This window comes from Nocardia sp. CA-151230 (assembly GCF_050942175.1).
Classification (GTDB): Bacteria; Actinomycetota; Actinomycetes; order Mycobacteriales; family Mycobacteriaceae; genus Nocardia.
In genome coordinates, this window is record NZ_CP192061.1 from 4,050,067 (window position 1) to 4,071,397 (window position 21,331).

Sequence of the window (21,331 nt, forward strand, 5' to 3'; positions counted from 1 at the left end):
CTGTTGCGGTGCTGAACCTCCGCTACCGAATACCGTGCGGCGGGGGACCATTCGTCGAGGCATGTTGAGAGGTGATCGAAGGGGTCAGCGCCATCGACGTGCGAGCCTGGGGCAGCGGCGGCGGTGCCTTGGACCCCTCCGTGATGGGGTGGGGGTGCGGGGCAGGTTTCGCAGGCGGTGGGGTGGCATCCTCCTGTTCACGCCCGGGGCGGCGGGCCACCCGTTCCATGCCGGCGGCTCCAGCTTCGCCTGCGGTCCGGGGGTGTCGAATGGCGTGATGGTCGCAGGTACGGGCCGCTCCGAGGGCGGCCCTTACACTTTCATCGCGGGCGATATGGATGCGATGCATGGGGCATGCGCCAGTGGGTGTAGTGGAAGCGGCGGTGGCGGCCTATCGCGGTTCCGGGACGGCCTCGAGCGGCAACCGGCCGCCTTTTGAGGTATCGGATCACCGTGACTGAGGGGGTCAGAGGATGGCTGTGAGGTTCAGCATCCGATCCATGTCGTGGATACCTTCGAGACAGGCAGTGTGGATGTCTTGGTAGCGATCTGTGGATTCGGCGTACAGCAGTAGGAAGTACGGGTCGATCTTATCGGGGTGGTAGGTGTTCACCTCGATCTCGATGTCGGTGTCATCGCCCTGGTCGGCGAACAGGCAGTGTGCACCGTGTTCGTGCCACCACCAGGATTCGCCGTCGATCTCCAGCGGATTCGGGCACTCCTCACCGCGTTCGCCGGCAGGCTCGATGTGCTCCCGGTACAACACGGCCAATCGATGAGCAAGGGCGCGGTACTCGGCCACCAGCGCCTCGAGCCGGTCACGCAACCGCATGGCCTCGTCCACGCTGATCAAGCGCCGGACAGTCAGCCACGAGGAGGAATCCGAGCGTGAACCAGGATGGGAGATGACGAGGAGGTCACCGTCTGACGCCAGCGCTGCTTTGAGTTTGCTGTAGGCATCCATCACCTGCATCCAAGTCACCTGCGGGGAGAACAGGAACCACGCTACTTCGCCGCGTACCACCATGCGCCGCAGCACTTCCGGTACCGGAAGATCGTCAGGCGATATCTGTAGTTTGGGACGTGATGAAGCCACGCCAGCATTATCGGTCGAATACTGACACTCGGTCTTCTGAACGCACTCTGGTCGCGCATGACACACCGACCGAATCGGCGGGCGCGCGGTGGCGGGATCGGCGCCGACCCGGCCCCTCAACTCCGAACGCACGATAAGTAGCCGCATACCGCGCTGACCGAAACGGGCAGCGCGGAGCGCCGGCGGCCGGAACCTGGTGCGCTGCGGAACGTCCGCTATTGCCGATTCCAGGGTGTTCGGACATCGCGTGCGACGTGAAGGCGGACAACCGAGACTGCGAGGTTGGGCTCCTGGAGTTCAGGCGGCATCGATAACGAGCACGACTGACGTCGCGATCGAGAGCGCGAGGAAGCCCACGGCTCCCAGCATGTTCCGGTCGCCGCTGCGGAGGTGGGCGATGATCGCGCCGGTGAAATAGAGCACCAGCCCGATCACGGCGGCGATCGCGAAGGGCGGGAACCAGATTCCCCAGAGGAGACCGACCGTCGCGGCGATCTGCAGGCTCCCGAGCGCGGTGAGCTGGGAGGTGGTGAGGTGGACCGCTTCGGCGAATTGGCGTATCCACGCGGGGCGCAAGAACTTCATCACTCCGGACTGGAGCATGGCCGAAGCGAGCAGGACAGACAAGATCAGGGCTGCGATGTGCATGACGGCTACGCTAGGAATCCGATAGGTACCTTTTGGTAACCTTCGGACCGTGAGTCCCCCTGCCGGAATCATGTTCATGTCCGACTGTCCCGCCCGCACAGCAATCGAGATCGTCGCGAACAAGTGGTCCGTAGTCACCCTGTACGCGCTCCAGGATGGCCCCAAGCGGCACAGTGAACTTGTCGCTTTGTCGGGCGGTATCTCGCGGAAGGTGCTGACCCAGACCCTGCGCCGCTTGCAGAGCAACGGCCTCATCGATCGACAGCGGTACGCCGAAGCGCCCCCACGGGTGGAATACAGCCTGACCCCGCTCGGCCGGACGCTCCAGGAGCCGATAGCGATGCTGACGCAGTGGGCGCAGACGCATGGAGAAGCACTCCTCGACTTCCAGGAATCGGCAGCCGCGAACCAGACGCACTAGGTTCCAGACAGCCCACACCATGTGTCGCTGATCGTTTCCGCGCGGCCGAGATCGCCCACCAATAGATTCACATGCAGCTTCCCGCGCGGACCAGACTGGCCAGCGCGGCGCCGACCGGGCCTGCTTCGTTCGGGTCCTTAGTTGAGCTCATCCTTAGCCGCTGCATCGATGAGCAGACCACGAACAGCGATCAGCGCGTCTTCCAGTGATGGAAGGGCCTGGGTGTGACCCATGAAGCTCTCTCAGCCGGGAAGTCGACGGACGACCTACCGGTTCATCCGCGGCTGAACGGCACATCCCAGAACGCGAGTTCGTGGCGCATGCCGGTCAGGAACAGCTCCTCCGCGTTGTCGCCGCCCGTCTCGTCGAGCATCTGGCCGCAGCGGGCGGTGAGCGCCGCGAAGCCGGGGTCGGCGTAGGTGTCGATCCAGCGCTGGTAGCGCGGGTCGGCGGGTGGGTTCTGGGCGAGGATGCCGCCGAGCATCGAATAGCCCCACATGCAGGGGTACAGGGCGGCCAGGCCGTCGGCGTAGTTCGCGGCCGAATCCAGCAGGAACGCAGTGTATTTCGTGCACGGCTCGCCCTTCACGGCGCCGTCGAGGTCGGCGCCGAACTCCGCGGCCAGACCGCGGTGCAGCGAGATTTCGTCGTGGAAAGTGGCGTGCGCGAGGTCGACCAGATCGCCGAGGTGGGCGGCGGGCGCCTGCCAGGCGAGGCGGGAGAAGACGCGGACGTAGTCGAGCAGGAACAGGTAGTCCTGTTCAAGCCAGGAGCGGAACACCGGCTCGGCGAGGTCGCCTTTCGCGATCCCCGCCACGGTCGGATGCGCAAGTTGCTCCTCGACCAGCGGGCGGCCGAGCTGCTCCAGATGTGCTGCAAGACTCATGCGAGCAGTCTCTCTTACTCGCCTGATCGCATTGACGACGGTGTTGCGCCGGGTAGCGCTACTTGCGCTTCGGCGGTCACGGTGTTCCGGTTCGGAACTCGACGATGCCGTCCCGGCCCTGGTCGCCGCCACGGCGGCACCATCCAGCCAACCGTGACTGGCCACCCGGTTTGAAGCGAATCCCTGTGATCCGCAGCGGTATCGAGTGATTCCGATTGTCTGCGGCAGCCGCCGCGCTGACCGAACCTCCAGCGCGGCGGCTCGGCATCGAGTACATCGTGCTGTCACTGCTGAACGACGTTCTGGGATGCGGCTTTTGTGCGGATAGGTCGGGCGGGGATCTTTCTGCCGCCGACGTAGGCGTAGGGGACGAGGTAGCCGGAATTGCGTCGACGGCCTTGTTGCAGCGGGACCGACTGCCAGGTGACGGCGCCGCCCACGCTGTCGTGCGGCTCCAGTCTGCGTGGCAGGGGTGGATCGGCGGATTTGTCGAAAGGCCTTGCGGCTCCGGCTCCGATCAGTGCTGTCATCGTGCCGAACCGGCGCATGCGCTGTTCGAGGCCCACGTTGTGGACGGTTGCGGCGAGACGGCCCGAGTTGGTCACTGTGAAGAAGACTGTCAGGCTCAGTTTGCCGTCCGTGATGACCATGTCCACTGCCACGGCGGTGAACTTGATTCGCGCGCCTGAGCCGAACCAGGTCACCACCTGCCAGAGCAGAGCCAGTACCGACAGCGCGAGTGCCGACCATGCCACTACATCAGTCACGACACGACGATAGGTGGCCGGACGCCAGATGGCAGCGTGGACTGCGGAATTCGTGCCCGGGTGCTTTCACGGCGTTGGTGCGCTTGGTGTTTCGATGGAACGGGCGGAGGGTTGGTGAAACATGTTGGCATTCATACCCTTCGGTCTCGGGTCAATACTCGCCAGCTGGTTGGCAAACCCAGTAATGCGGCATGGAGCGGACTGGTCACCTGGTCGATCACCACCGGTTACTCGGACGAGCAGACCATCGCGATCCTTCGGAGCCTGCAGAGAAAGCTGGGCCGTGCACTGCGACAAGCCATGTACGGACATCGCTGACCTGTATCCGATCATGCCGCTTCCCGCGCTGACCGAATCGGCCAGCGCCGTGCGGCGGAAGATCGACCGGCCGAGCCGATCTGCGAGATGCTCGAGGGGCGGGGCATCAACGTTAGGGTGATCGACACCGCTGATGATTCCTCGGCTCAGCGCCGGGCGGGCAGCGGAGCGCAGGACCGGAACCCGAGGAGAGCGTGTCGTGTTGGACGTCGTCGTCAATGGTCTCTGGGGCCCGCGCAGGGAAACCGTGCGAAGCATCGCCGAGCGCTGGTCCGGCACGCTCACCGCTCTCAGCGACATCGACGGCGCGACCTTCGACGTATGGCACGAGGCCGAGGACGATCGCGCCTCCGACCCCGTGCTGGAATCGTCGGTTTCCGCACTGGCGGAGTACATCGAACGGAAGAACACGGGCCCCGACCTCGACGTGGTGGGCTACACGACGTCGTTGTGGGCGCAGAATACCGCAGCGGCGCGTGTGTCCTCGGCGATTGGCGCGGGTGGGACATCCCGCTACGCTTCGCATTACGTCGCCCTCGCCTTCGTGTCGCGCGAGGTCGACGAAACCGCCGAAGTGATCCGGCGCGCTCCGGAGATTCTGCGTGTCCTGGCCGAGCACTGGGAGATCGACGCCGGGCAGGTGTACGGCAGGCCCCAGTACCGGGCGGTGGCCGAGCGGTTCGGCCTGCAGAACTCCGACCCCCGTTGCGGCCGGGCGGTCTTCCTCTCGGCCGGCCGTGCCGCCCTCGCTCCTGAGGACCTGCCCGGAACCTACGTCCGCACCGCGCACGGCGGACTGGTCATCGACCTCACCCGTGGCGGTACGGACTCCCCGGCCATCGAGACGATCATCGAGGCGAACACCCGACTGCGGGCGGCCGGGGCGCTGACACCGCTCCCGACGCCCTTCGACCGCGACAGATTCTGACCCCGCCGCCCCGGCGCATGCGGGCAGCCCTCAGAGCCATCCCCGCAGAGCCGCGCACCCCAGCAGCAGCCCCATCGCGAACGTCCCGAGCACGAGCGTGAACACCGCCGGCATCAGCACCGGACCCCACGCCCCCGGCCCGGCCACCGTGGCGTTGCGCACCGGGTCGGCCGGATCGTAACTGACCCGCACCGGCGCCCCGATCGCCATGCCGAACGGACCCGGGGTGTGGTCGGTGAACTCCACGTTGCGGCCGTCGTGAGTCCGGAACGCGAAGACGTACTCGTTGACGGAACTATGCTCCCCAACCCACCCCCGGTCGACCGTGCGTCGGTTCGAGCAGCGGCCCTGCACGCGTTCGCCGTGCCGCAGCAGCCGCAGCACCAGGCTCAGCCGCAGTGCGGACCGGACCGCGAACACGCCGGAGAAACTGCCGGTCTTGTCGATGACCAGGATGACTCGGGCGCGAATCCCGCTGGCACCCTTGGTGAGCAAGACCTTGGCGACCTCCCGCTTACGCAGATCGAGAGTCTGCCGTTTCTCCAAGGACAATGTCGCTTCGCCCGCGACTGTGCGCACCCCCGACGGGTCCCGTGCAGGCGTCACGGGTACCGCGGGGCTGGGTGCCGGGGAGTCGTCAACGGTGACCCCGTGGTCGGTGACCAGGGCTGCGAATCCCCCGGCATATCCCTGTCCGACGGCCCGGACCTTCCATTCCGTATCGCGGCGATACACCTCGAGGGCGATGACCACGGATTCCGGCCCGAGTTGGTCGATGCGGTACTCGCACAACACGTTGCCTGCATGATCGGTGACCGTGGCGATCGGCGCCGGAAATTGCCCGAAGCTCGTGCGCTGATCATCGAGGGTGATGACCGTCCGTATCTGGTCGATCCCAGCGGGCACCTGCGCCAACGAGATCCGCAGCGCCCCAGCGACCAAGTCGGCACCCGGTGCGTGTGGCTGGTTGTAGAACACGAAATCAGCATCGGAACGCACCCTGCCCGCCGCGGTGACCAGCAGCGCGGACAGATCCGAGGCAGCGCTGGTGCGGACAACGACGACGAGATCGGGGGAGTGCAGGGGCATGTTCTGCCCCTTGATCAGTTGAACCGGTGTCATGATCGAATGCCTTTGTCGGTAAGCGGGTTCCGCGAATGGATCGGGCCACACGCTACGGCCAGATCCTGCCCGCATATACGTACTCCCACGATCTGGCGCAAATGGTCAGCATCCGACACACCACATGCATCGGGACTCGCAGCAGCTACGGCCATCAAGACCATCGGGATCAGCGTTCCTTCACGATGTGGGCCAGGCGGTGGTGCGAGGGGCGACCTTCCCCGTCTGTTCCACTTCCTCGGAGCGGAACAGACGGGGTTCCTATAACGGGATCCGGTGCTCGACTGCGGGTTTCCGCTCGATGTCCGGATTTCGGGGAATTGATCGATTCTCAACATCGGCGGTGGACGTGTCGGCTGGACTCGAGAATCTCGGCGCCGACGCCTCCGTCCAGGACACCGAAGGGCGCGGAGATCGAGCTCGTGGTGCGGCTGTATCGGGAGTCGGACCCGAAGCCGATCCACGACCGTCCCGACGCTGCGGCTCGACCGGGTACTTCTTCCTCGACGACACGACTCCTTCACAGAAGATGAAGTCCCCGGGCTCAGCGGACTCAGGGTTACGGTTGGACCGAAGTTGACACGGGGCGCAGTTTCCCTGATAACACACGCGACCGCATGTCACGTGGACGGCGGAATCGCAGTTCTGGATCGGTGGCCTCGGGTCGAGCTATCCGCTGGCACAACGGCGCCGAACTATTGAGCGGTTCTGTAATCGGTCGAGGGGGAGTGCTGGAGTGCAGATGTTCATCAGCGGTCGGGTCATCCGCTGTGGTGGTGAGGCTCATGTCGTCATCGGTGCACGGCGGCCCGTCGCCGGGCGCGGCCGTGGTGAGGAGGTCTGCGACGTCGAAATCCGCCGGGCGGGCACGGTGGTGCGGCTGCATCCGCGGCCAGGGCCCACGCGGGTGGCACTGGGCAACATGCTGGGTGAGGTCACCCGGCATCTGGGTATCGATCTGCCGGGGTTGCTCGCACCGGTCGCGATCGGGTCCGTAGTGCCCGAGACCCAGGCCCGGTAGCCGAGATCTGCTCATTGCCCGCGGCTGCCTGGCGACCAACAGAAGGATGCGTCATCCATGCAGACCGAGCAGAACAACTGCGCAACGGTCCGTGCCATCACACTCGTCCGAGATGGGGGTAGAAGCAATGGCTGATGAGCGTTACGACGCGATCGTGATCGGCACAAGTCAGGGCGGCCGGTTCCTGCCCCTCGAGCTGGCCAAGGCGGGCCAGAAGGTGGCGCTCGTCGAGCGCGACCACCTCGGCGGTGTCTGCGTCAACACGGGATGCACCCCGACCAAGACGATGGTCGCCAGCGCACGCCTCGCCTACCAGGCGCGCCGCGGCGCGGAGTACGGCGTGCGTATTGGTCCGGTAGAAGTGGACCTGGCGGCCGTGCGCGAGCGCAAACGTGCCATGGTCGCCGGCGCGCGGCAGAACTACGCGAGCCGGCTGCCGGTAGACGGGCTCGACCTGATCGAAGGCGAGGCCCATTTCACCGGGCCGAACACAATCGAGATCGCCTTGACCGACGGAGCGACGCGACAGATCAGCGCGCCGGTGATCGTCATCGACACCGGCACCCGGCCCAAGCCGCCGGCGATCACCGGCGCGGGTGAGGTCCCGGTGCTCGATTCCACGTCGATCATGGAGTTGGACGAGCTCCCAGAGCACCTGATCGTCCTCGGCGGCGGTTACATCGGGCTCGAGTTCGGGCAGATGTTCCGTCGGTTCGGCAGCGAGGTCACCATCATCCAACGCGCCGCTCGCCTGCTGAAGATCGAGGACGAGGACGTCTCCGACGAGGTCGCCGCAATCTTGCGCGATGAGGGCATCGCGGTCCTGACCTCCTCGACGCCGGTCCGGGTCGAGCCGGCCGACGGCGGCCGGCTGCGGTTGAACGTTCGCACCCAGGACGGTGAGCAACAGCTCGTAGGATCGCACTTGCTGTCGGCCATCGGCCGCATCCCCAATACCGAGGCGCTCGCCCCCGAGGCGGCCGGCATCCGTCTCGACGACCACGGCTTCATCGAGGTCGACGAGTACCTGCGAACCAGCGTCCCCGGCGTCTACGCGATGGGCGACGTCAAGGGCGGCCCGGCCTTCACCCACTCTTCCTACGACGATTACCGCATCCTGCACGCCAACCTGATCGCCCACGAGAAGGTCAGCACGCGGGACCGAGTCGTCCCGTACACGGTGTTCATCGACCCGCAGCTCGGCCGCGTCGGCATGACCGAGCGCGAGGCCAGGGCGCAAGGACGTGCGATCCGGGTGGCGAAGCTCCCGATGAGCGCTGTCATCCGGGCCATCGAGACCGGGGAAACGCGCGGCTTCATGAAGGCCATCGTCGACGCCGGCAGCGGGCAGATCCTGGGCTGCGCGGTCCTCGGCAGCGAAGGCGGCGAGATCATGACCATGATCCAGGTGGCCATGCTGGGCAAGCTCACATCCACCGCCATGGCGGACGCGATCTTCACACACCCGCTCCTCGCGGAAGGCCTCAACACCCTCTTCACGATGTTCGACACCGACAACTAAGCGGCCGGCCATGCTTGCCGACCGTGGCGGAAAGGCTGATTCGCCGAGCCGGTAGCACGAGCTGGTCGAGATTGAGCGTGCAGCGGATGAAGTCGACGGCGTCGTGCTGGGTTCTGCTGGTCACAGCCGCGGCTCTGGTTCTCACGGTAGGTGACATCGCCGTCAGGGCGAGCGATGAAAACTCTTGTCTGGGGCCGGGAATCATCGATCGTCAGGGCACCGACAGCCGGAAACTAGTCGGCAAGCCGTCGGACGAGCTCTCTGATCCGATGATCCGCATCGTTCGCCAGGCAGTTTGGGGCGTCGTGGCACCAGACGAGAACCGGTCACCGATGTCCCATCCCATGGATCCGGTCGATGTGGGTTCATCGCCCTGGTCGCCCTCTCAGAGGAACGTCGCTGCTCGCGCGGCATCGCGAGGCGGTCACGGTGATCGTTCGAAGGCACGGAAAGGTCACTGCGGGGTGAACAGTATCCGACTCGGCGGGACAATTCCGACATTTGTATTGCTGATGGGTTGCCGACGGGCTTAGCGTCAAGGCCCGGTTTCGACGTGAGGGCCCGATCGGTCCGATCGCACCATCGATGATGGTGACGAAGCACGCGAACGCGACGGGTCGGGGGATCCGGTCGAAGGAGTAACTCATGAATACTCATCAGCTGTCGGCTCGGCGTGCGCCACGTCCGCGGATCCCTCCGCCATCCCGGGGGCCCGCTGAGGCCAGGATCCTCGTTGTGGAGCAATACGCCACCACCGCCGAGATGGCCCTCCTGGTCCTCGCCACCGCGGGGTACAACGCCGTCCATGCCGCGACCGGCACCCAGGCACTCACGCTCGCCCCGCAATGGCATCCCGACCTGGTGCTGCTGGATGTGCTGCTGCCCGACCTGTCGGGCATCGACGTCTGCCTGCGTCTGCGACAGAGTTCCTCGATGCCGATCATGATCATGTCTGCCGAAACGGATCCGGCCATCATCGACCTCGCGCTCACTGCGGGAGCATGTGATTACCTGCCCAAGCCGTTCCGTACGGCGGAACTGCTCACCCGCATCCATACCCGCCTCGAGCTGTGAGTACGGCTTCACGTCGGTCTCGGCGGCGCGCCAGCAGACGAGTGGCTCGACCTGTGGCGGCCCTCCGTAAGGCGCGACCGAATACGTTTGAGTGAGTTGATGATTCGCGTCGATGTGGTTGGGGATATGAATTGCGTCCCGGTCGCGGCTAGTCGGCGAGGATTGGAGAACCGGCTTGTAGCGCGGGGAACCGCCTGAGGAGTTTGTCGATCTGACTGCGCACCACGGCAAGTTCGGCATCGAATGACTGGATCTCAGGTGCGGCAGCGGAGGGTATGGACTCGCGGCGGCGCGTCAGGGTCAGTGCATGCTGGCGAAGGTCGCCGAGGAAATTGCGGGCCTGGGCGAGCTCGGGGTCATCGTGCATCGGTTCTCACATCGACAGGGGCTGCGCGCATCACAGTGGCGGCACCCGGGTGCGGGAAGTATGTCACGGATTGTCAACCGAACATTCGCCTACAGTTCAGCAGAAGTCGACTGTGACCAAGCGCACGCTATCGCCGTGACCGGCTCGTTCGGGTCGGCCACCTCTCGCGGGTGGCATACGCGCACTTGTTACGACAAAGTGCTCACGCGGACGGGTGCCCCCGAATGCCGGTCGGCGCGGGCGTGGGGGAAGGCGTCGTAGAGCTGATCGATGTCGGTGCGGACCGCCGCGCGGCCGCCGACATCGCGTACCGGCCACAGTTCCTCCTGATTGCCGATGTGTGCCAGGTCCCAGACCGGCGGGCTCATCAGCGGTGAATGCTGCTCCGCCAACTGGTTTCGGAGACGCAGTCGGTGAGTGCGGCGGTGCGGTCGTGGGCTTGCCGCAGTGTGTCCGCGATGCGCTCCCGGAGCCGCTCGGCTTCGGAACGGTCTGTTCTGGCCAGGCGTGAACCGCCGACCCGAGCGTCCATCACAGTCCCACCCTTGTCGTCCGCACGGTCGGCGTGCGGTGATCGGTCGGTCATCCGGCCGCGCGCACCGCGCTGCGGTGCGCGGTCGCGACTGCGCAATCGGGCATGCGCGCGTCCCGGCACCGCTGCACCGCGCGGGCGAGGTCCCGGCCGGCGGCGGGTGTCCGGGCGTGCGCTTCGGCGAGTGCCAGCAGATCCACCGCGGCGGCACGGATTTCGGGATCGGCCAGGCCCTCACGGGCGGCGGCCTGCCACCGCTCGGCCACCGGCGCCGCCACGGCCGTCGCCTCGGCGATCACCCGCGGCGCGGACAGCAGCGCCTCGATGGTGCGTACCGGCACCCGCCAGTCCGGGCCGGGCTGGGCGTCGAGATAGCGGATCTCGAGGTGCCCGGCCGGACGCACCGGCGGGAACAACGTGGTCAGGTGATAATCAAGGTCATCGCGGTCCGGGCGGCGGCCCAGCTCGGAATCCAAGGCGCCCGAGAGCCAGTCGCCGAAGGTGGACCCCTCCGGCGCGGTCCACTCGTCCTCGGCACCGCTGCGGCGCACACACAACAGCGGCACCTGCAACGCCCAGCGCGCGTATCCGGAGATCGGATCCTGCCAGTCCCGCACCGGCGGCCGGGTCCGGGTGAGGTCCAGACGCAGCCAGGCGCGCATGCGCTGGGACGCCCAGTTGCCGACCGGTGCGCTGCGCAGCGCCGGCGAGCACGCGAAGGCCGCCACCAGTGCGGGCCCGATGGTGTAGAGGGCCCGCCAGCGGGCGGCCACCTCGTCGGCGTCGGCCCCGGCGTCCACGCTGATCTGGGTGGCGGCCGTATTGCACATCATGAGCTTGCCGAAGGGTCCGATGCCGTCGAATACTCGCTCCATGGCGCGATAGCGCGGTGAGCAGAGCACTCGATCCGGTCGACGTTTGGGGTCGGCGGCACCGGAAAGCCGCCGGATGGAACGAGTTTCGAGCAGGCCGTCCAGGAAGCGGACGTCCGCGTCGAGCCGCTCGCACAGGTCGTCGGCGGACTGGAAGGGGGCGCTGGACAATTCGATCTGGCCGCCGGGCTCCACCGTGACGCGGCTGCCGCCCGGCAGCGCCAGTGCCGGGGAGTCCGGTGCGATCGAGCGCGGCGCGTAGGGCCCGAGGGCGGCGGCCAGCGCTGCCGCCGGGGGCCGCGGACCGGCCGCCCCGGTAGGGGCCGAGCGTGCGGCTTCGGCGGTGAGCCATTCCAATTCGGCGCCGATCAGGGTCGGCGGCCCCTGCGTGAAGCACACGCCCGCGATATGGGCCTCGGCGGCCGCGCGGGACGGAAGTTCCTCCGCCGGAGCGGGATTCGCGTCCGGCCGGATGCCGCCGGCGGCGTCGTGGGTCAGGTCGATCACGGTGTCACTCCTCGGTTCGCTCGGGGCGCGAGACCACCGCGCACGACCAGGTGAAGCCGACGCCCGCGCTGAGCACCAGCGCGGATTCCCCCGGCGCCAGCAGGGATTCGCCGAGCAGATCGGCCAGCCCGGCGGCCAGATCGCCCGCGCCCAGATGTCCGGTGTCGTGGCCGAAGTCGACCAGGGTGGCCCGGGTCAGTTCCGATAGCAACGGGCGGTAGGCGGTTTCGAGGGTGTCGGCGTGGAAGCGCGGCAGCACGACCCGAGTCAGGCGCGGATCGTCGCCGGTGAGGTCCGCGTCGGCCAGCGCCGTCGTGATCACCTCGGTCACCTTCCGGCGCTCGATGGCCGCGTAGTGATCGCGGGGCAGCCGGCGCAGGAAGGCCTTCTTCGTGGCGCGGATATCGATGGTGCCGCGCAGCCAACGCGGAGCGGGGGAGGCCGGATCGTCGCCCCGGGTCATGGCCTCCAGTTCGGGGGCGGCGACGGTGGCCACGGTGTGCAGCCACAGCCGCGGCCGTGCCTCGAGCTCGGTGGACAGCAGCACCGCGGTCCCGGCATCGCCGTAGGCGACACCGTAATCGCCGGTCCAGCGGCGGAATCCGGGCTCGGCGAAGCGATCACCCGTACCGACCAGGGCGCGCCGGCAGCCGGGATCGCCGCGCAGGTAGGCCGCGGCGGCCTGCACCGCGGCCGCGCCGCCGTTGCACATCTGCTGAATGCCCAGCGGCAGCGCGGCCTGCGCGCCGAGGCGGTCGGCCACATAGTGCGCCGGTGACCAGAAGTCGTGTCCCTGATAGTGACTCCACGCGTAGAACAGCAGCCCGAGGTCCGCGCCGTCCCATCCGGCCCCGGCCAGCGCGTCCCGCCCGGCCAGCACCGCGAGCTCGGGACCCGACAGCGATTCCGACACCGCCAGCGCCGCATAGCCCGGATCCGCCGGGCGCAGCGCCGGATCCACGTCGGCGGGCTGCTGGCGAACCGCGGGCAGCCAGCGGGTCGCGGCCATCACCGCGACCGGCTCTCTGGTGGGCATGTCAACTCCTGCCCGGTGCGCAGGGTGCATTTCGCGGTCGCGAGCACCACATCGTCCACGCGCAGCTCCGCGCGGGTGTGGGCCAACCCGTCGGAGACCGGCGCGGCCTCGCCGTAGAGCGCCACCCACACCTCGGTCGGCACCGGCTGCCGGTACTCCACCGTCAGCTCGGCAATCGCCAAGCCGGCCAAGGAGATTCCGGCGTCGGTCAACAGCCGGTAGGCCGCCCAGCCCGCCACCTCCTCGAGCAGGGCCGCCACCACGCCGTTGTGCAGTCGGCCCGGCGCGCCGTGATAGTGCGGATCGGCGTACCAGGCCGTCCCCACGCCCGGACCCTCCGGCAGATAGCGCAACAGCAGCCCGTCGGTGCGCGCCGGCCCGCACGCCCAGCAGGTCGATCCGGCCGCAATGGCATCGTTGAGCGTCTGTCCCTCGATCAGCTCCACAGCAATCCCCCGTTCACTTCCAAGATGTGTGAATTCACATACGACGCATCGTCACTGGCCAGGAAGACCACCGACTTGCCCACCTCGTCCCCGGTCCCGCTGCGACCGGACAGCAGCCGCCCGGCGACCTGGTCCCACACCAGGTCGTTGTCCGACAGGCGCGCGCCGAGCCCGGTGTCGACGAAACCCGGTGCGACCGCGTTGACGGTGATGCCGTCCCCGGCCAGCTCGGCGGCACAGGACCGCACGAACATCTCGATCCCCGCCTTGGACGTGCAGTACGCGCTCGCGCCGGGTGAGACCCGGGTGGACAGCGCCGAGGAGATGGCGATGATCCGCCCGCCGCCGCTGCCCTTCAGGTACGGCACGGCCGCGCGCACGCAATAGAAGGTGCCGATCAGATTGGTCTGGATCACCTCGGTCCAACGCTCGGGAGCGATGGTGGCGATCATGCCGTCGTTGCTCATCCCGGCGTTGCACACCAGCACGTCCAGACGGCCGAAGTGGCGCACCGTGGCCGCCATCAGGTTCTCGACCGAGGCCAGGTCCCGCACATCGGTCGGCTCGAAATGTACTCGGTCGCCGCCGAATTCGCGGATCAGCTCCACGTCCCCGGCGGACCGGGACGCGCACACCACCTTCGCGCCCTCGGCGAGCGCGGATTCGGCGATCGAGCGCCCCAGCCCGCGGGTACCGCCGGTGACGATCACGACCTTCCCGCGTAGCCGCATCAGATGATCCCGACCATCGCCGTGCCGGACGGGACCGCGTCCCAGATCATCGCGTCCGGGACGCCGTTGCGCAGCAGGTTCGCCAGACGCTGGCGCAGGATGATGTTGGTGCCATCGGAGTGCAGCCAGATCGAGGCGTCGCGCAGCAGCTTCTCGATGCCGTTCTCCTTCATGACGCCGTGCCCGCCCCACAGCTCCATGGCGCGCCGCGCGGAGTCGAAGATGGCTTCGGAGGTAATGAGTTTCGGCGCCACCGCGAGCGCCGGATCGAAGGTCTCCGGCGTGCGGGCCTGCCAGGCGGCGCGCCAGATGTAGGTGCGGCTGACGTCCACGTTGAGGTACATATCGGCCAGATAGGAGCCGACGGCCTGGTGCTCGATGATCGGCACCCCGCCCTGCACCCGCTCGCGGCACCAGCGCAGGGTACGGTCGAAACATTCGCGGCCCACACCCAGCGCGCACGAGGCGGCGTAGGAGTTGCTGGCGCGCAGCAGCCGACCGACGCTGCGCAGCGCGGTGCCGGGCTCGCCGAGCACGTCCTCGCCGGGCACGAAGACGTTGTCGTAGAAGATCTCCGCGTTGTTGGCGATGCGCTCGCCGTTCTTGTCGTGCACGCGGCCGATGCGGAAGCCCTCGGCGTCGCTGGGCACGACGAACGCGGTGACGCTCTGGGTCAGCGGGCCGTCCTTGTCGGTGCGGGCGAAGCACAGCACGGTGTCGGCGCGGTTGGCATTGGAGATGTAGTGTTTCATGCCGTTGATCCGGTACCCGCCCGCGACCTTCTCGGCGAAGGTCTGCATGCCGCCACCGCGGCCGGTGTAGGGCAGCAGGTTGTCCGAGCCGGCGGACGGCTCGGTGAACGAGGCCGCGAACAGGCCGCGCGGGTTGTCGGCATTGCGGGCGAGATGGTTCTTGCGCTGGGACTCGGTGCCCAGCTCGTTGAGCATCTGCGCGAACTTCCAGTGCTGGGCCAGCACCACCGCGGTGCCCAGATCGGCGGCGGCGATCTCCTCCAGGATCATGCAGTTGGTGACGTAATCGGTGTTCGCGCCGCCGAACTCGACCGGTAGCGGGGCCTGGCGCAGACCGTGCTCGTTGGCTGCCTCGACCAGCTCCCAGGACCACGCGAGCTCGGGATCGGAGTGGGCGTCCAGTTGCGCGGCGACCGGCCGCACGACGGTGTCGGCGAAGGAACGGGCCTTGGCGCGCCAGGTGATCATCTCATCGGTCAGCGTGAATTCCATTGTCTTTCATACCTTCTCGGTCGAGCGCTGATCGCGGCCGTGGCGGCCGCGATCGGGTGGAAAAGTCGGTGGGGTCCGAAGGTTCAGTGCGCGGCGGAATCCGCCGGCGCGCGACGGCGCAGCAGCACGGTCACGGCCGCCGCGACCAGCGCGCAGCCCGCTGCCGCCCACCACGCGGAGGTGATGCCGCCCGCCAGTGCCCGCGCCTGGGATTCGGTGGCCCGCAGCTGCTCGGTGCGTGTGGCGGCGAGGGTGATCATGCTGGCCAGGCCGATCGCGCCGCCGAGCCGGTAGGTGGTCGCGATCAGGCCGGAGGCGACCCCGGCCAGGTCCGACTCCACACCCTGCGCGCCCGCCACGAACGACGCCGCCTGCGCGATACCCCAGCCGACCGCCCAGAGCACAGTGGGGCCCAGCACATCTCGGGTGTACGAGCCATGCGGTGGATGCGCCGCGAGCCAGATGAGCCCACCCGCCGCGATCATCAGACCGCCGCCCAGGGACCAGGCCAGGCCGAGGCCGCGGATGAGCCTGGGCACGGCGGTGGAGACGACGAACAGGGACACGCTGATCGGCAGGAATACCGCACCCGATTGCAGCGGTGTGTAATCGAGCACCTGCTGCAGGTAGAGGGTCACGGTGAAATAGGTGATCTGACCGATCGCCCCGACCAGGGCGATGACCGTGTTGCCGGCGGAGACGCTGCGAAACCCGAAGATGCGCAACGGCACCAGCGGATCACGCACCCGCGTCTCCCACGCTGTGAACCCGGCCAGCACGAGCAGCGCCACGCCGAGCAGGCCCGTGGTGGACCAGTCCGCCCAGCCCAGCCGTTCGGTGCCGATCACCGCGTAGGCCACCAGCATCAGCCCGGTGGTGCTCAGCAGTGCGCCCAGCACGTCCGGGCGGCCCACCGCGGGCAGCCGCCGGTCGCCGGTGAACCGCGACAGCAGCAGGATCACCACGCCGATGGGCACATTGATGAAGAAGTTCCAGCGCCAGGACACCGTGGTCAGCGCGCCGCCGAGCAGCATGCCGATCCCGCCCGCGAGCCCCGACATGGCGCCCCACCACCCCAGTGCCCGATGCTGCGCCGGGCCGTCGAACTGCGCGACCAGCAGCGTCATCGCCACCGGCGACATGATCGCGGCCCCGACACCCTGTGCGGCCCGCGCCGCAACCAGCTCGATCGGCCCGGACGCCACCCCGCACCACAGCGAGGCGGCCGCGAAAATGACCGTGCCCCAGCGGAACACGCGCTGCGCGCCGAGCCGGTCCCCGAGCCGCGCGCCCAGCAGCAGCAGGCCGCCGAAGGGCAGCGCGTACCCGTTGACCACCCAGCTCAGCGTGACGTCGCTGAAACCCAGCTGCTGCCGGATGGACGGCAGCGCCACGTTCACGATGGTGGCATCCATCGAGATCATGAACTGGGCGCCGACCAGCACCACCATGACCGGCCCGGCCCGCCGGGCGCCGGTCGGCGCGAGTATGGTGGTCACGGCGCGTTCGATCCGTCCGGTCCGGCCAGCGCGGCGATCTGCTCGGCGGCGGTGCGCAGGGAATCCGCGTCCAGCAGCAGCCTGGCCGGCACCGTGACGCCGAAGCTCTGCTGCAGGTGCGATTTCACCTCGAGCGACATGAGCGAATCCAGCCCGATCTCGGTGCCGGACTTGCGCGCGTCGATCTTGGCCGCCGGGCGGCGGGTGACGGCGGCGATCTGTCCGATCAGGCTGTCCAGCACCGCTTGCGGGCTGGTGTCGGGCCGCTGCACGACCGGAGCCGGAGCTGGTGCCGCTGCTGCCGGGGCAGGTGCGGGTGCGGCGTCGTCGGCGGCCGGGGCGGGGCGGGTTTGCGGGGCGGAACGGCCGTTCGGGACGCTGACCAGGGAACGGCCGTTCGTCGGCTGCGGTACGGGCACAGGCGCGGGAGCCGTGGGCGCGGCGACCCGGGCCATTGGAACAGCGGGCGTGACCGCCTCCGGGGCGAACGTATTCGGCAGTGCCGCCACGGTTTCCGCCGGCGTGGCGCCGAAGGAGGCGATCGTGTCCGGGCGGAAGGCCAGGCTGCCGGACAGCTCGAGCACGGTCCGGCTGGCGGCGTCGCGGATGCGGAGTTCGCCGCGCACCTCGATGGTTGGGCCGCTACCGGCCGGTGCGCCCGACTCGGTCGGGGCCGCAGTGGCCGCCGGCGTCGCCGATTGCGCGGATAGCTCCGATAGCGAGGGGATTTCGGGTAGCGGGTTCGCGGTGGGATGGACGCGCAGACCGGTGAGCTCGGCCACGATGGACTCCTGATCATCGAAGACGGTGACATCGGCGATCACCGTGGAAGGTGTGGGTGAGGAGGTGACCTTGACGTGGGTCCACCCCCGGTGGATCGGCGCCTCACCGACCCGGGCGAGGTCGAGACGATCGGCGATCATCCAGACCGGCGTGTCGAACAGCGCCAGCAGCGGCGCGGCGCACGCCTCCAGCAGCGCCGGATGGGCCAGGGCCGCTTCGGGATCCGCGGCCAGCGCGGCGGGCAGCTCGAAGCAGGCCAGCGCCTCGCCCGGGCCGTGCCACAGCTCGGTCAGGGCCAGGAAGGACGGACCCCATGCGGTGCCGCCCTCCTCGGCCCAGGCGTAGAACCCGGCTTCGGTGCAGTGCTCGACGAGGCGGGCCCGGATCTCGGCCAGCGGCCGATGGGCCTGCGGCGGAATCGAACCCGTGTGCACGGTGCCGCGGCAGTGCTCGACCATCGGGCCGCCGGGGCCCTCGGCGGCGGTCACGGTGAACCGCCAGACGCCGAACTCGGCGGGCGTCAATTCCACGCGCAGCGCCCGGGTTTCGCCGGGCGTCAGAACGAGTGCGGCGACGAATTCGACATCGGAGACCGCGACCGGTTGCCCGCCTGCCGTCTCCTGCCCGAATTGCCGTACCCGGTCCAGGAATACGGTGCCCGGCACCAGCCGGACGCCGTTCACCATATGTTCGAGCAGATACGGCGAGGCCGTCGTGTCGAGGACGAACTCGCGGGCGAGCGCGTTGGTGGTCAGCGAGGAGTCGGGGTCGGCGAGCCAGAATCGCTCACGCTGCCAGGGGTAGTGCGGCAGCGGCACGCACCGGCCGCCGGAATACAGGCGGGACAGGGTGATCGGCGTATTGCGCTCGTAGAGGGCGGCCAATCCGGCCAGCAGGGTGGCACGCTCGGGCTGGTCGCGCCGCAGCGAACCCACGGCCTCACCGGTCACGCCGAGATCGGTGATGTTCTCGCGGATGGCCTGTACCAGCATCGGATGCGGGCTGATCTCCACGAAGACGGTGGGCCGCTCGGCCGCGGCGCCCCGGATCGCGGCGCTGAATTGCACGGGCTCCCTGAGGTTGCGGGCCCAGTACCCGGCCCCGAGGTCGGTGCCCGCGACGGGTTCGCCGAACACCGTGGAGTACACGGGTACGGTCCCGGCCAGCGGTGTGATCGTGGCGAGCGCCTCGACCAGATCGTCGAGCACCGGATCCATCTGCACGCTGTGCGAGGCCACGTCGACGTTGACCATCTGGCAGAACACGTCGCGGGCCTCGAGGGTGGCCTTCAGTTCAGCCAGCACCTGCCGATCACCGGACAGCACGGTGGTTTTCGGACCGTTGCTGACCGCCACCGACACCCGCGTCGACACCTCGGCGATGACCTCGCGCGCGGCGTCGATGGACAGGCCGACGACCGCCATCGCGCCCTGCCCGGCCACGCGGCGCATGAGCGCGCTGCGTCGGCAGATGACCGCGGCGGCGTCCTCGAGGCTGAGCGCGCCGGCGATGTAGGCCGCCGCCGCCTCGCCCATGCTGTGCCCGATCACCAGATCCGGTTCCACACCCCAGGCGCGCCAGGTCTCGGCCAGCGCGATCTCCACTGCCCACAGGGTCGGCTGCACCACGTCGATGCCGCTGAGTTCGGCGCCGTCCCGCAGCAATTCCAGTACCGACCAACCGTTTTCGGCCCGGATGGCGGCATCGCAGCGCACCAGCGCGTGGCGGAACGCGGGCGAAACCTCGAGCAGCTCACGACACATGCCGACCCACTGCGAGCCCTGCCCGGGGAAGACGAACGCCACCCGCGGCCGGTCGTGGGACAGGAATTCGGCGTCGCCGTGCAACACGGCGCGCAACTGCTCGACGAACTCGTCGTGCGTCGCGCCGACCACCGCGACCCGGCGGTCGTGATGGGTGCGGCGGGCCGCGGCCGTATAGGCGATATCCCCGATGTCCTCGTGACGGCCGGCGCCGCGGGCACCCAGATAGGTCAGATGGAAGCGCACCAGATCCCGTAGCGCCTCGTGGGATTGGGCCGAGAGGGTGAGCAGCTGCGCGTCGCCGGTCTCGAGCAGCCCGGCGTCGGAATGCCGGACGCGGGTCGCGGTGGCCGGATCCATCTCGGTGAGCACCACGTGCACATTGGTGCCCGAGACACCGAAACCGCTCACCCCGGCCACCAGCCGCTTGTCATCCTCGAGCGGCGTCGTCACCGACGGCAGCGTCAGCGGCAGCTCCTCCCACGGGATGATCGGATTGGGTGTGCGCAGGTGTAGATTGCCGGGCACGCTCCGATGACGCAGGCACAGTACGGCTTTGATCACGCCGATCAGACCGGCCGCCGCCTCGCTGTGCCCGATATTGGTCTTGTGCGAGCCCACCAGCAGCCGCTTGGTGCGATTCGCGCCGAGCACGGTGCCGAGCGATTTCAGCTCGACGGGGTCACCGGCCTGGGTGCCGGTGCCGTGTGCCTCCACGAAATCGACGGTGGCGGGATCGATTCCGGCGTCGGCGTAGGCGTTGCGCAGCATGGCGATCTGGCCGGAGACGGCCGGGGCCATGAACAGTCCGCTGCCCATGCCGTCATTGCTGGAACCCACGCCGCGGATCACCGCGTGGATCGGATCGCCGTCGGCCAGGGCCGCGGGCAGCGGCTTGAGGATCACCGCCGCGACGCCCTCACTGCGGACGAAACCATTGGCGTCCCGGTCGCCGAACTTACAGCGGCCCTCCGGGGACAGCATGCCCGCCGAGGAGAAGGCCACGCTCTCCCACGGGCTCAGCACCAGGTGCGCTCCCGCGGCGATGGCCATCGAGGACTCACCGCTGCGCAAGCTCTGCACCGCCACGTTCAGCGCCGACAACGACGACGCGCATGCGGCGTCGACGGCCAGCGCGGGCCCGTTCAGATCGAAGGCGAACGACAACCGGCCGGCGATGGCCGAGCGCGCGCCGCCGCCCATGACCCCGTAGATGGTGGGCTTCCCGCGATTCTGCAGCTCCCAGTAGTTCGAACTGTCGGTGCCGACGAAAACGCCGGTCCGGCTCCCAGCCAGTTGGTCGCGGGTCAGTCCGGCGTCCTCGATGGCCTCCCAGGCACATTCGAGCAACAGCCGCTGCTGGGGATCCATGGCCTCGGCCTCGCGCGGGGAGATGCCGAAGAAATCGGCGTCGAAGCCGTCGATATTGTCGAGAAAGCCGCCCGCGGTAGTGATGATTTTGCCGGCCACGGGACTGCCCGGTTGATAGAACTGTTCGATCGGGAATCGTGTGATGGGTGTTTCGGTTATCGCATCGATTCTATCCATCAGTAGCTGCCAAAATTCATCGATGCCATGTGCCCCCGGTACGTGACACGCCATTCCGATAATCGCGATCATGCGCTGTTCCACCGCATTGGAATCGACACCGGCGTCAACTGGAACTTCCCGTGTATTCAATTCTTCGTCCCTCCCTGGTAACCACCAAGACATATACCGGGCGGGCGACGCCGGTGACGCCCGCCGCG

18 protein-coding genes and 1 pseudogene are annotated in these 21,331 nt (G+C 68.2%); 5 read left to right on the forward strand and 14 right to left on the reverse strand.

The features are described from left to right. Positions 1-466: 466 nt before the first annotated feature. Entirely contained in the window at positions 467-1,228 is a 762-nt protein-coding gene (locus ACQP1O_RS18945; protein ID WP_433567071.1) for a DUF6896 domain-containing protein, read from the reverse strand. Positions 1,229-1,393: 165 nt separating this feature from the next. Continuing rightward, positions 1,394-1,744: a DoxX family protein gene (locus tag ACQP1O_RS18950; RefSeq protein WP_433567072.1), complete on the reverse strand. Its 351-nt coding sequence runs from the start codon at positions 1,742-1,744 to the stop codon at positions 1,394-1,396. A 49-nt stretch (positions 1,745-1,793) separates the two neighbouring features. Here ACQP1O_RS18950 and ACQP1O_RS18955 point away from each other — a divergent pair, with 49 nt between their 5' ends. After that, entirely contained in the window at positions 1,794-2,165 is a 372-nt protein-coding gene (locus tag ACQP1O_RS18955) for a winged helix-turn-helix transcriptional regulator (protein ID WP_433567073.1), read from the forward strand. Positions 2,166-2,439: 274 nt separating this feature from the next. On the opposite strand, the gene ACQP1O_RS18960 is transcribed toward ACQP1O_RS18955, so the two are convergent. After that, positions 2,440-3,051: a TenA family protein gene (locus ACQP1O_RS18960; RefSeq protein WP_433567074.1), complete on the reverse strand. Its 612-nt coding sequence runs from the start codon at positions 3,049-3,051 to the stop codon at positions 2,440-2,442. 284 nt (positions 3,052-3,335) lie between these two features. Beyond that, a complete protein-coding gene (locus tag ACQP1O_RS18965) occupies positions 3,336-3,818 on the reverse strand; it encodes a hypothetical protein (RefSeq protein ID WP_433567075.1) in 483 nt (160 codons plus the stop codon). Positions 3,819-4,335: 517 nt separating this feature from the next. Between ACQP1O_RS18965 and ACQP1O_RS18970 the strand changes: the two genes are divergently transcribed. Beyond that, positions 4,336-5,064, forward strand: a complete 729-nt coding sequence (locus ACQP1O_RS18970; RefSeq protein ID WP_433567076.1) for a hypothetical protein — start codon at positions 4,336-4,338, stop codon at positions 5,062-5,064. Positions 5,065-5,094: 30 nt separating this feature from the next. On the opposite strand, the gene ACQP1O_RS18975 is transcribed toward ACQP1O_RS18970, so the two are convergent. Then, the gene (locus tag ACQP1O_RS18975) at positions 5,095-6,186 is read right to left on the reverse strand and encodes a TerD family protein (RefSeq protein ID WP_433567077.1); all 1,092 of its coding nucleotides are present in this window, start codon (positions 6,184-6,186) and stop codon (positions 5,095-5,097) included. 742 nt (positions 6,187-6,928) lie between these two features. Between ACQP1O_RS18975 and ACQP1O_RS18980 the strand changes: the two genes are divergently transcribed. The 3 genes from ACQP1O_RS18980 (at position 6,929) to ACQP1O_RS18990 (ending at position 9,803) form a co-directional block, all read left to right on the forward strand. After that, a complete protein-coding gene (locus ACQP1O_RS18980) occupies positions 6,929-7,207 on the forward strand; it encodes a hypothetical protein (RefSeq protein ID WP_433567078.1) in 279 nt (92 codons plus the stop codon). Between the two features lie 127 nt (positions 7,208-7,334). Beyond that, on the forward strand, positions 7,335-8,729 hold the full coding sequence (locus ACQP1O_RS18985) for a mercuric reductase (RefSeq protein ID WP_433567079.1): 1,395 nt from the start codon (positions 7,335-7,337) through the stop codon (positions 8,727-8,729). Positions 8,730-9,464: 735 nt separating this feature from the next. Further along, the gene (locus tag ACQP1O_RS18990; RefSeq protein WP_433567080.1) at positions 9,465-9,803 is read left to right on the forward strand and encodes a response regulator; all 339 of its coding nucleotides are present in this window, start codon (positions 9,465-9,467) and stop codon (positions 9,801-9,803) included. Positions 9,804-9,951: 148 nt separating this feature from the next. Here ACQP1O_RS18990 and ACQP1O_RS18995 read toward each other — a convergent pair whose 3' ends face one another. The 9 genes and pseudogenes from ACQP1O_RS18995 to ACQP1O_RS19035 form a co-directional block, all read right to left on the reverse strand. Continuing rightward, a complete protein-coding gene (locus tag ACQP1O_RS18995) occupies positions 9,952-10,170 on the reverse strand; it encodes a hypothetical protein (protein ID WP_433567081.1) in 219 nt (72 codons plus the stop codon). Between the two features lie 227 nt (positions 10,171-10,397). Continuing rightward, positions 10,398-10,702: pseudogene (locus tag ACQP1O_RS19000) on the reverse strand (DinB family protein); the annotation flags it as partial. A gap of 50 nt (positions 10,703-10,752) precedes the next feature. Beyond that, on the reverse strand, positions 10,753-12,048 hold the full coding sequence (gene egtA, locus ACQP1O_RS19005) for an ergothioneine biosynthesis glutamate--cysteine ligase EgtA (protein WP_433567725.1): 1,296 nt from the start codon (positions 12,046-12,048) through the stop codon (positions 10,753-10,755). Between the two features lie 37 nt (positions 12,049-12,085). Continuing rightward, complete coding sequence (locus tag ACQP1O_RS19010; RefSeq protein ID WP_433567082.1) at positions 12,086-13,117, reverse strand: 3-oxoacyl-[acyl-carrier-protein] synthase III C-terminal domain-containing protein; 1,032 nt, start codon at positions 13,115-13,117, stop codon at positions 12,086-12,088. Further along, positions 13,090-13,563 carry a PaaI family thioesterase gene (locus tag ACQP1O_RS19015; protein ID WP_433567083.1) on the reverse strand — a complete coding sequence of 158 codons (474 nt, stop codon included), beginning with the start codon at positions 13,561-13,563 and terminating at the stop codon, positions 13,090-13,092. The genes ACQP1O_RS19010 and ACQP1O_RS19015 overlap by 28 nt, the downstream gene beginning before the upstream one ends. Further along, positions 13,554-14,294, reverse strand: coding sequence for an SDR family NAD(P)-dependent oxidoreductase (locus ACQP1O_RS19020; protein WP_433567084.1), 741 nt, complete (start codon positions 14,292-14,294; stop codon positions 13,554-13,556). Before ACQP1O_RS19020 ends, ACQP1O_RS19015 begins: the two co-directional genes overlap by 10 nt. Beyond that, complete coding sequence (locus ACQP1O_RS19025) at positions 14,294-15,538, reverse strand: acyl-CoA dehydrogenase family protein (protein ID WP_433567085.1); 1,245 nt, start codon at positions 15,536-15,538, stop codon at positions 14,294-14,296. Before ACQP1O_RS19025 ends, ACQP1O_RS19020 begins: the two co-directional genes overlap by 1 nt. An 83-nt stretch (positions 15,539-15,621) precedes the next feature. After that, on the reverse strand, positions 15,622-17,037 hold the full coding sequence (locus ACQP1O_RS19030) for an MFS transporter (RefSeq protein ID WP_433567086.1): 1,416 nt from the start codon (positions 17,035-17,037) through the stop codon (positions 15,622-15,624). Then, positions 17,034-21,296, reverse strand: a complete 4,263-nt coding sequence (locus ACQP1O_RS19035; RefSeq protein WP_433567087.1) for a type I polyketide synthase — start codon at positions 21,294-21,296, stop codon at positions 17,034-17,036. The genes ACQP1O_RS19030 and ACQP1O_RS19035 overlap by 4 nt, the downstream gene beginning before the upstream one ends. Between the last annotated feature and the right edge of the window lie 35 nt (positions 21,297-21,331).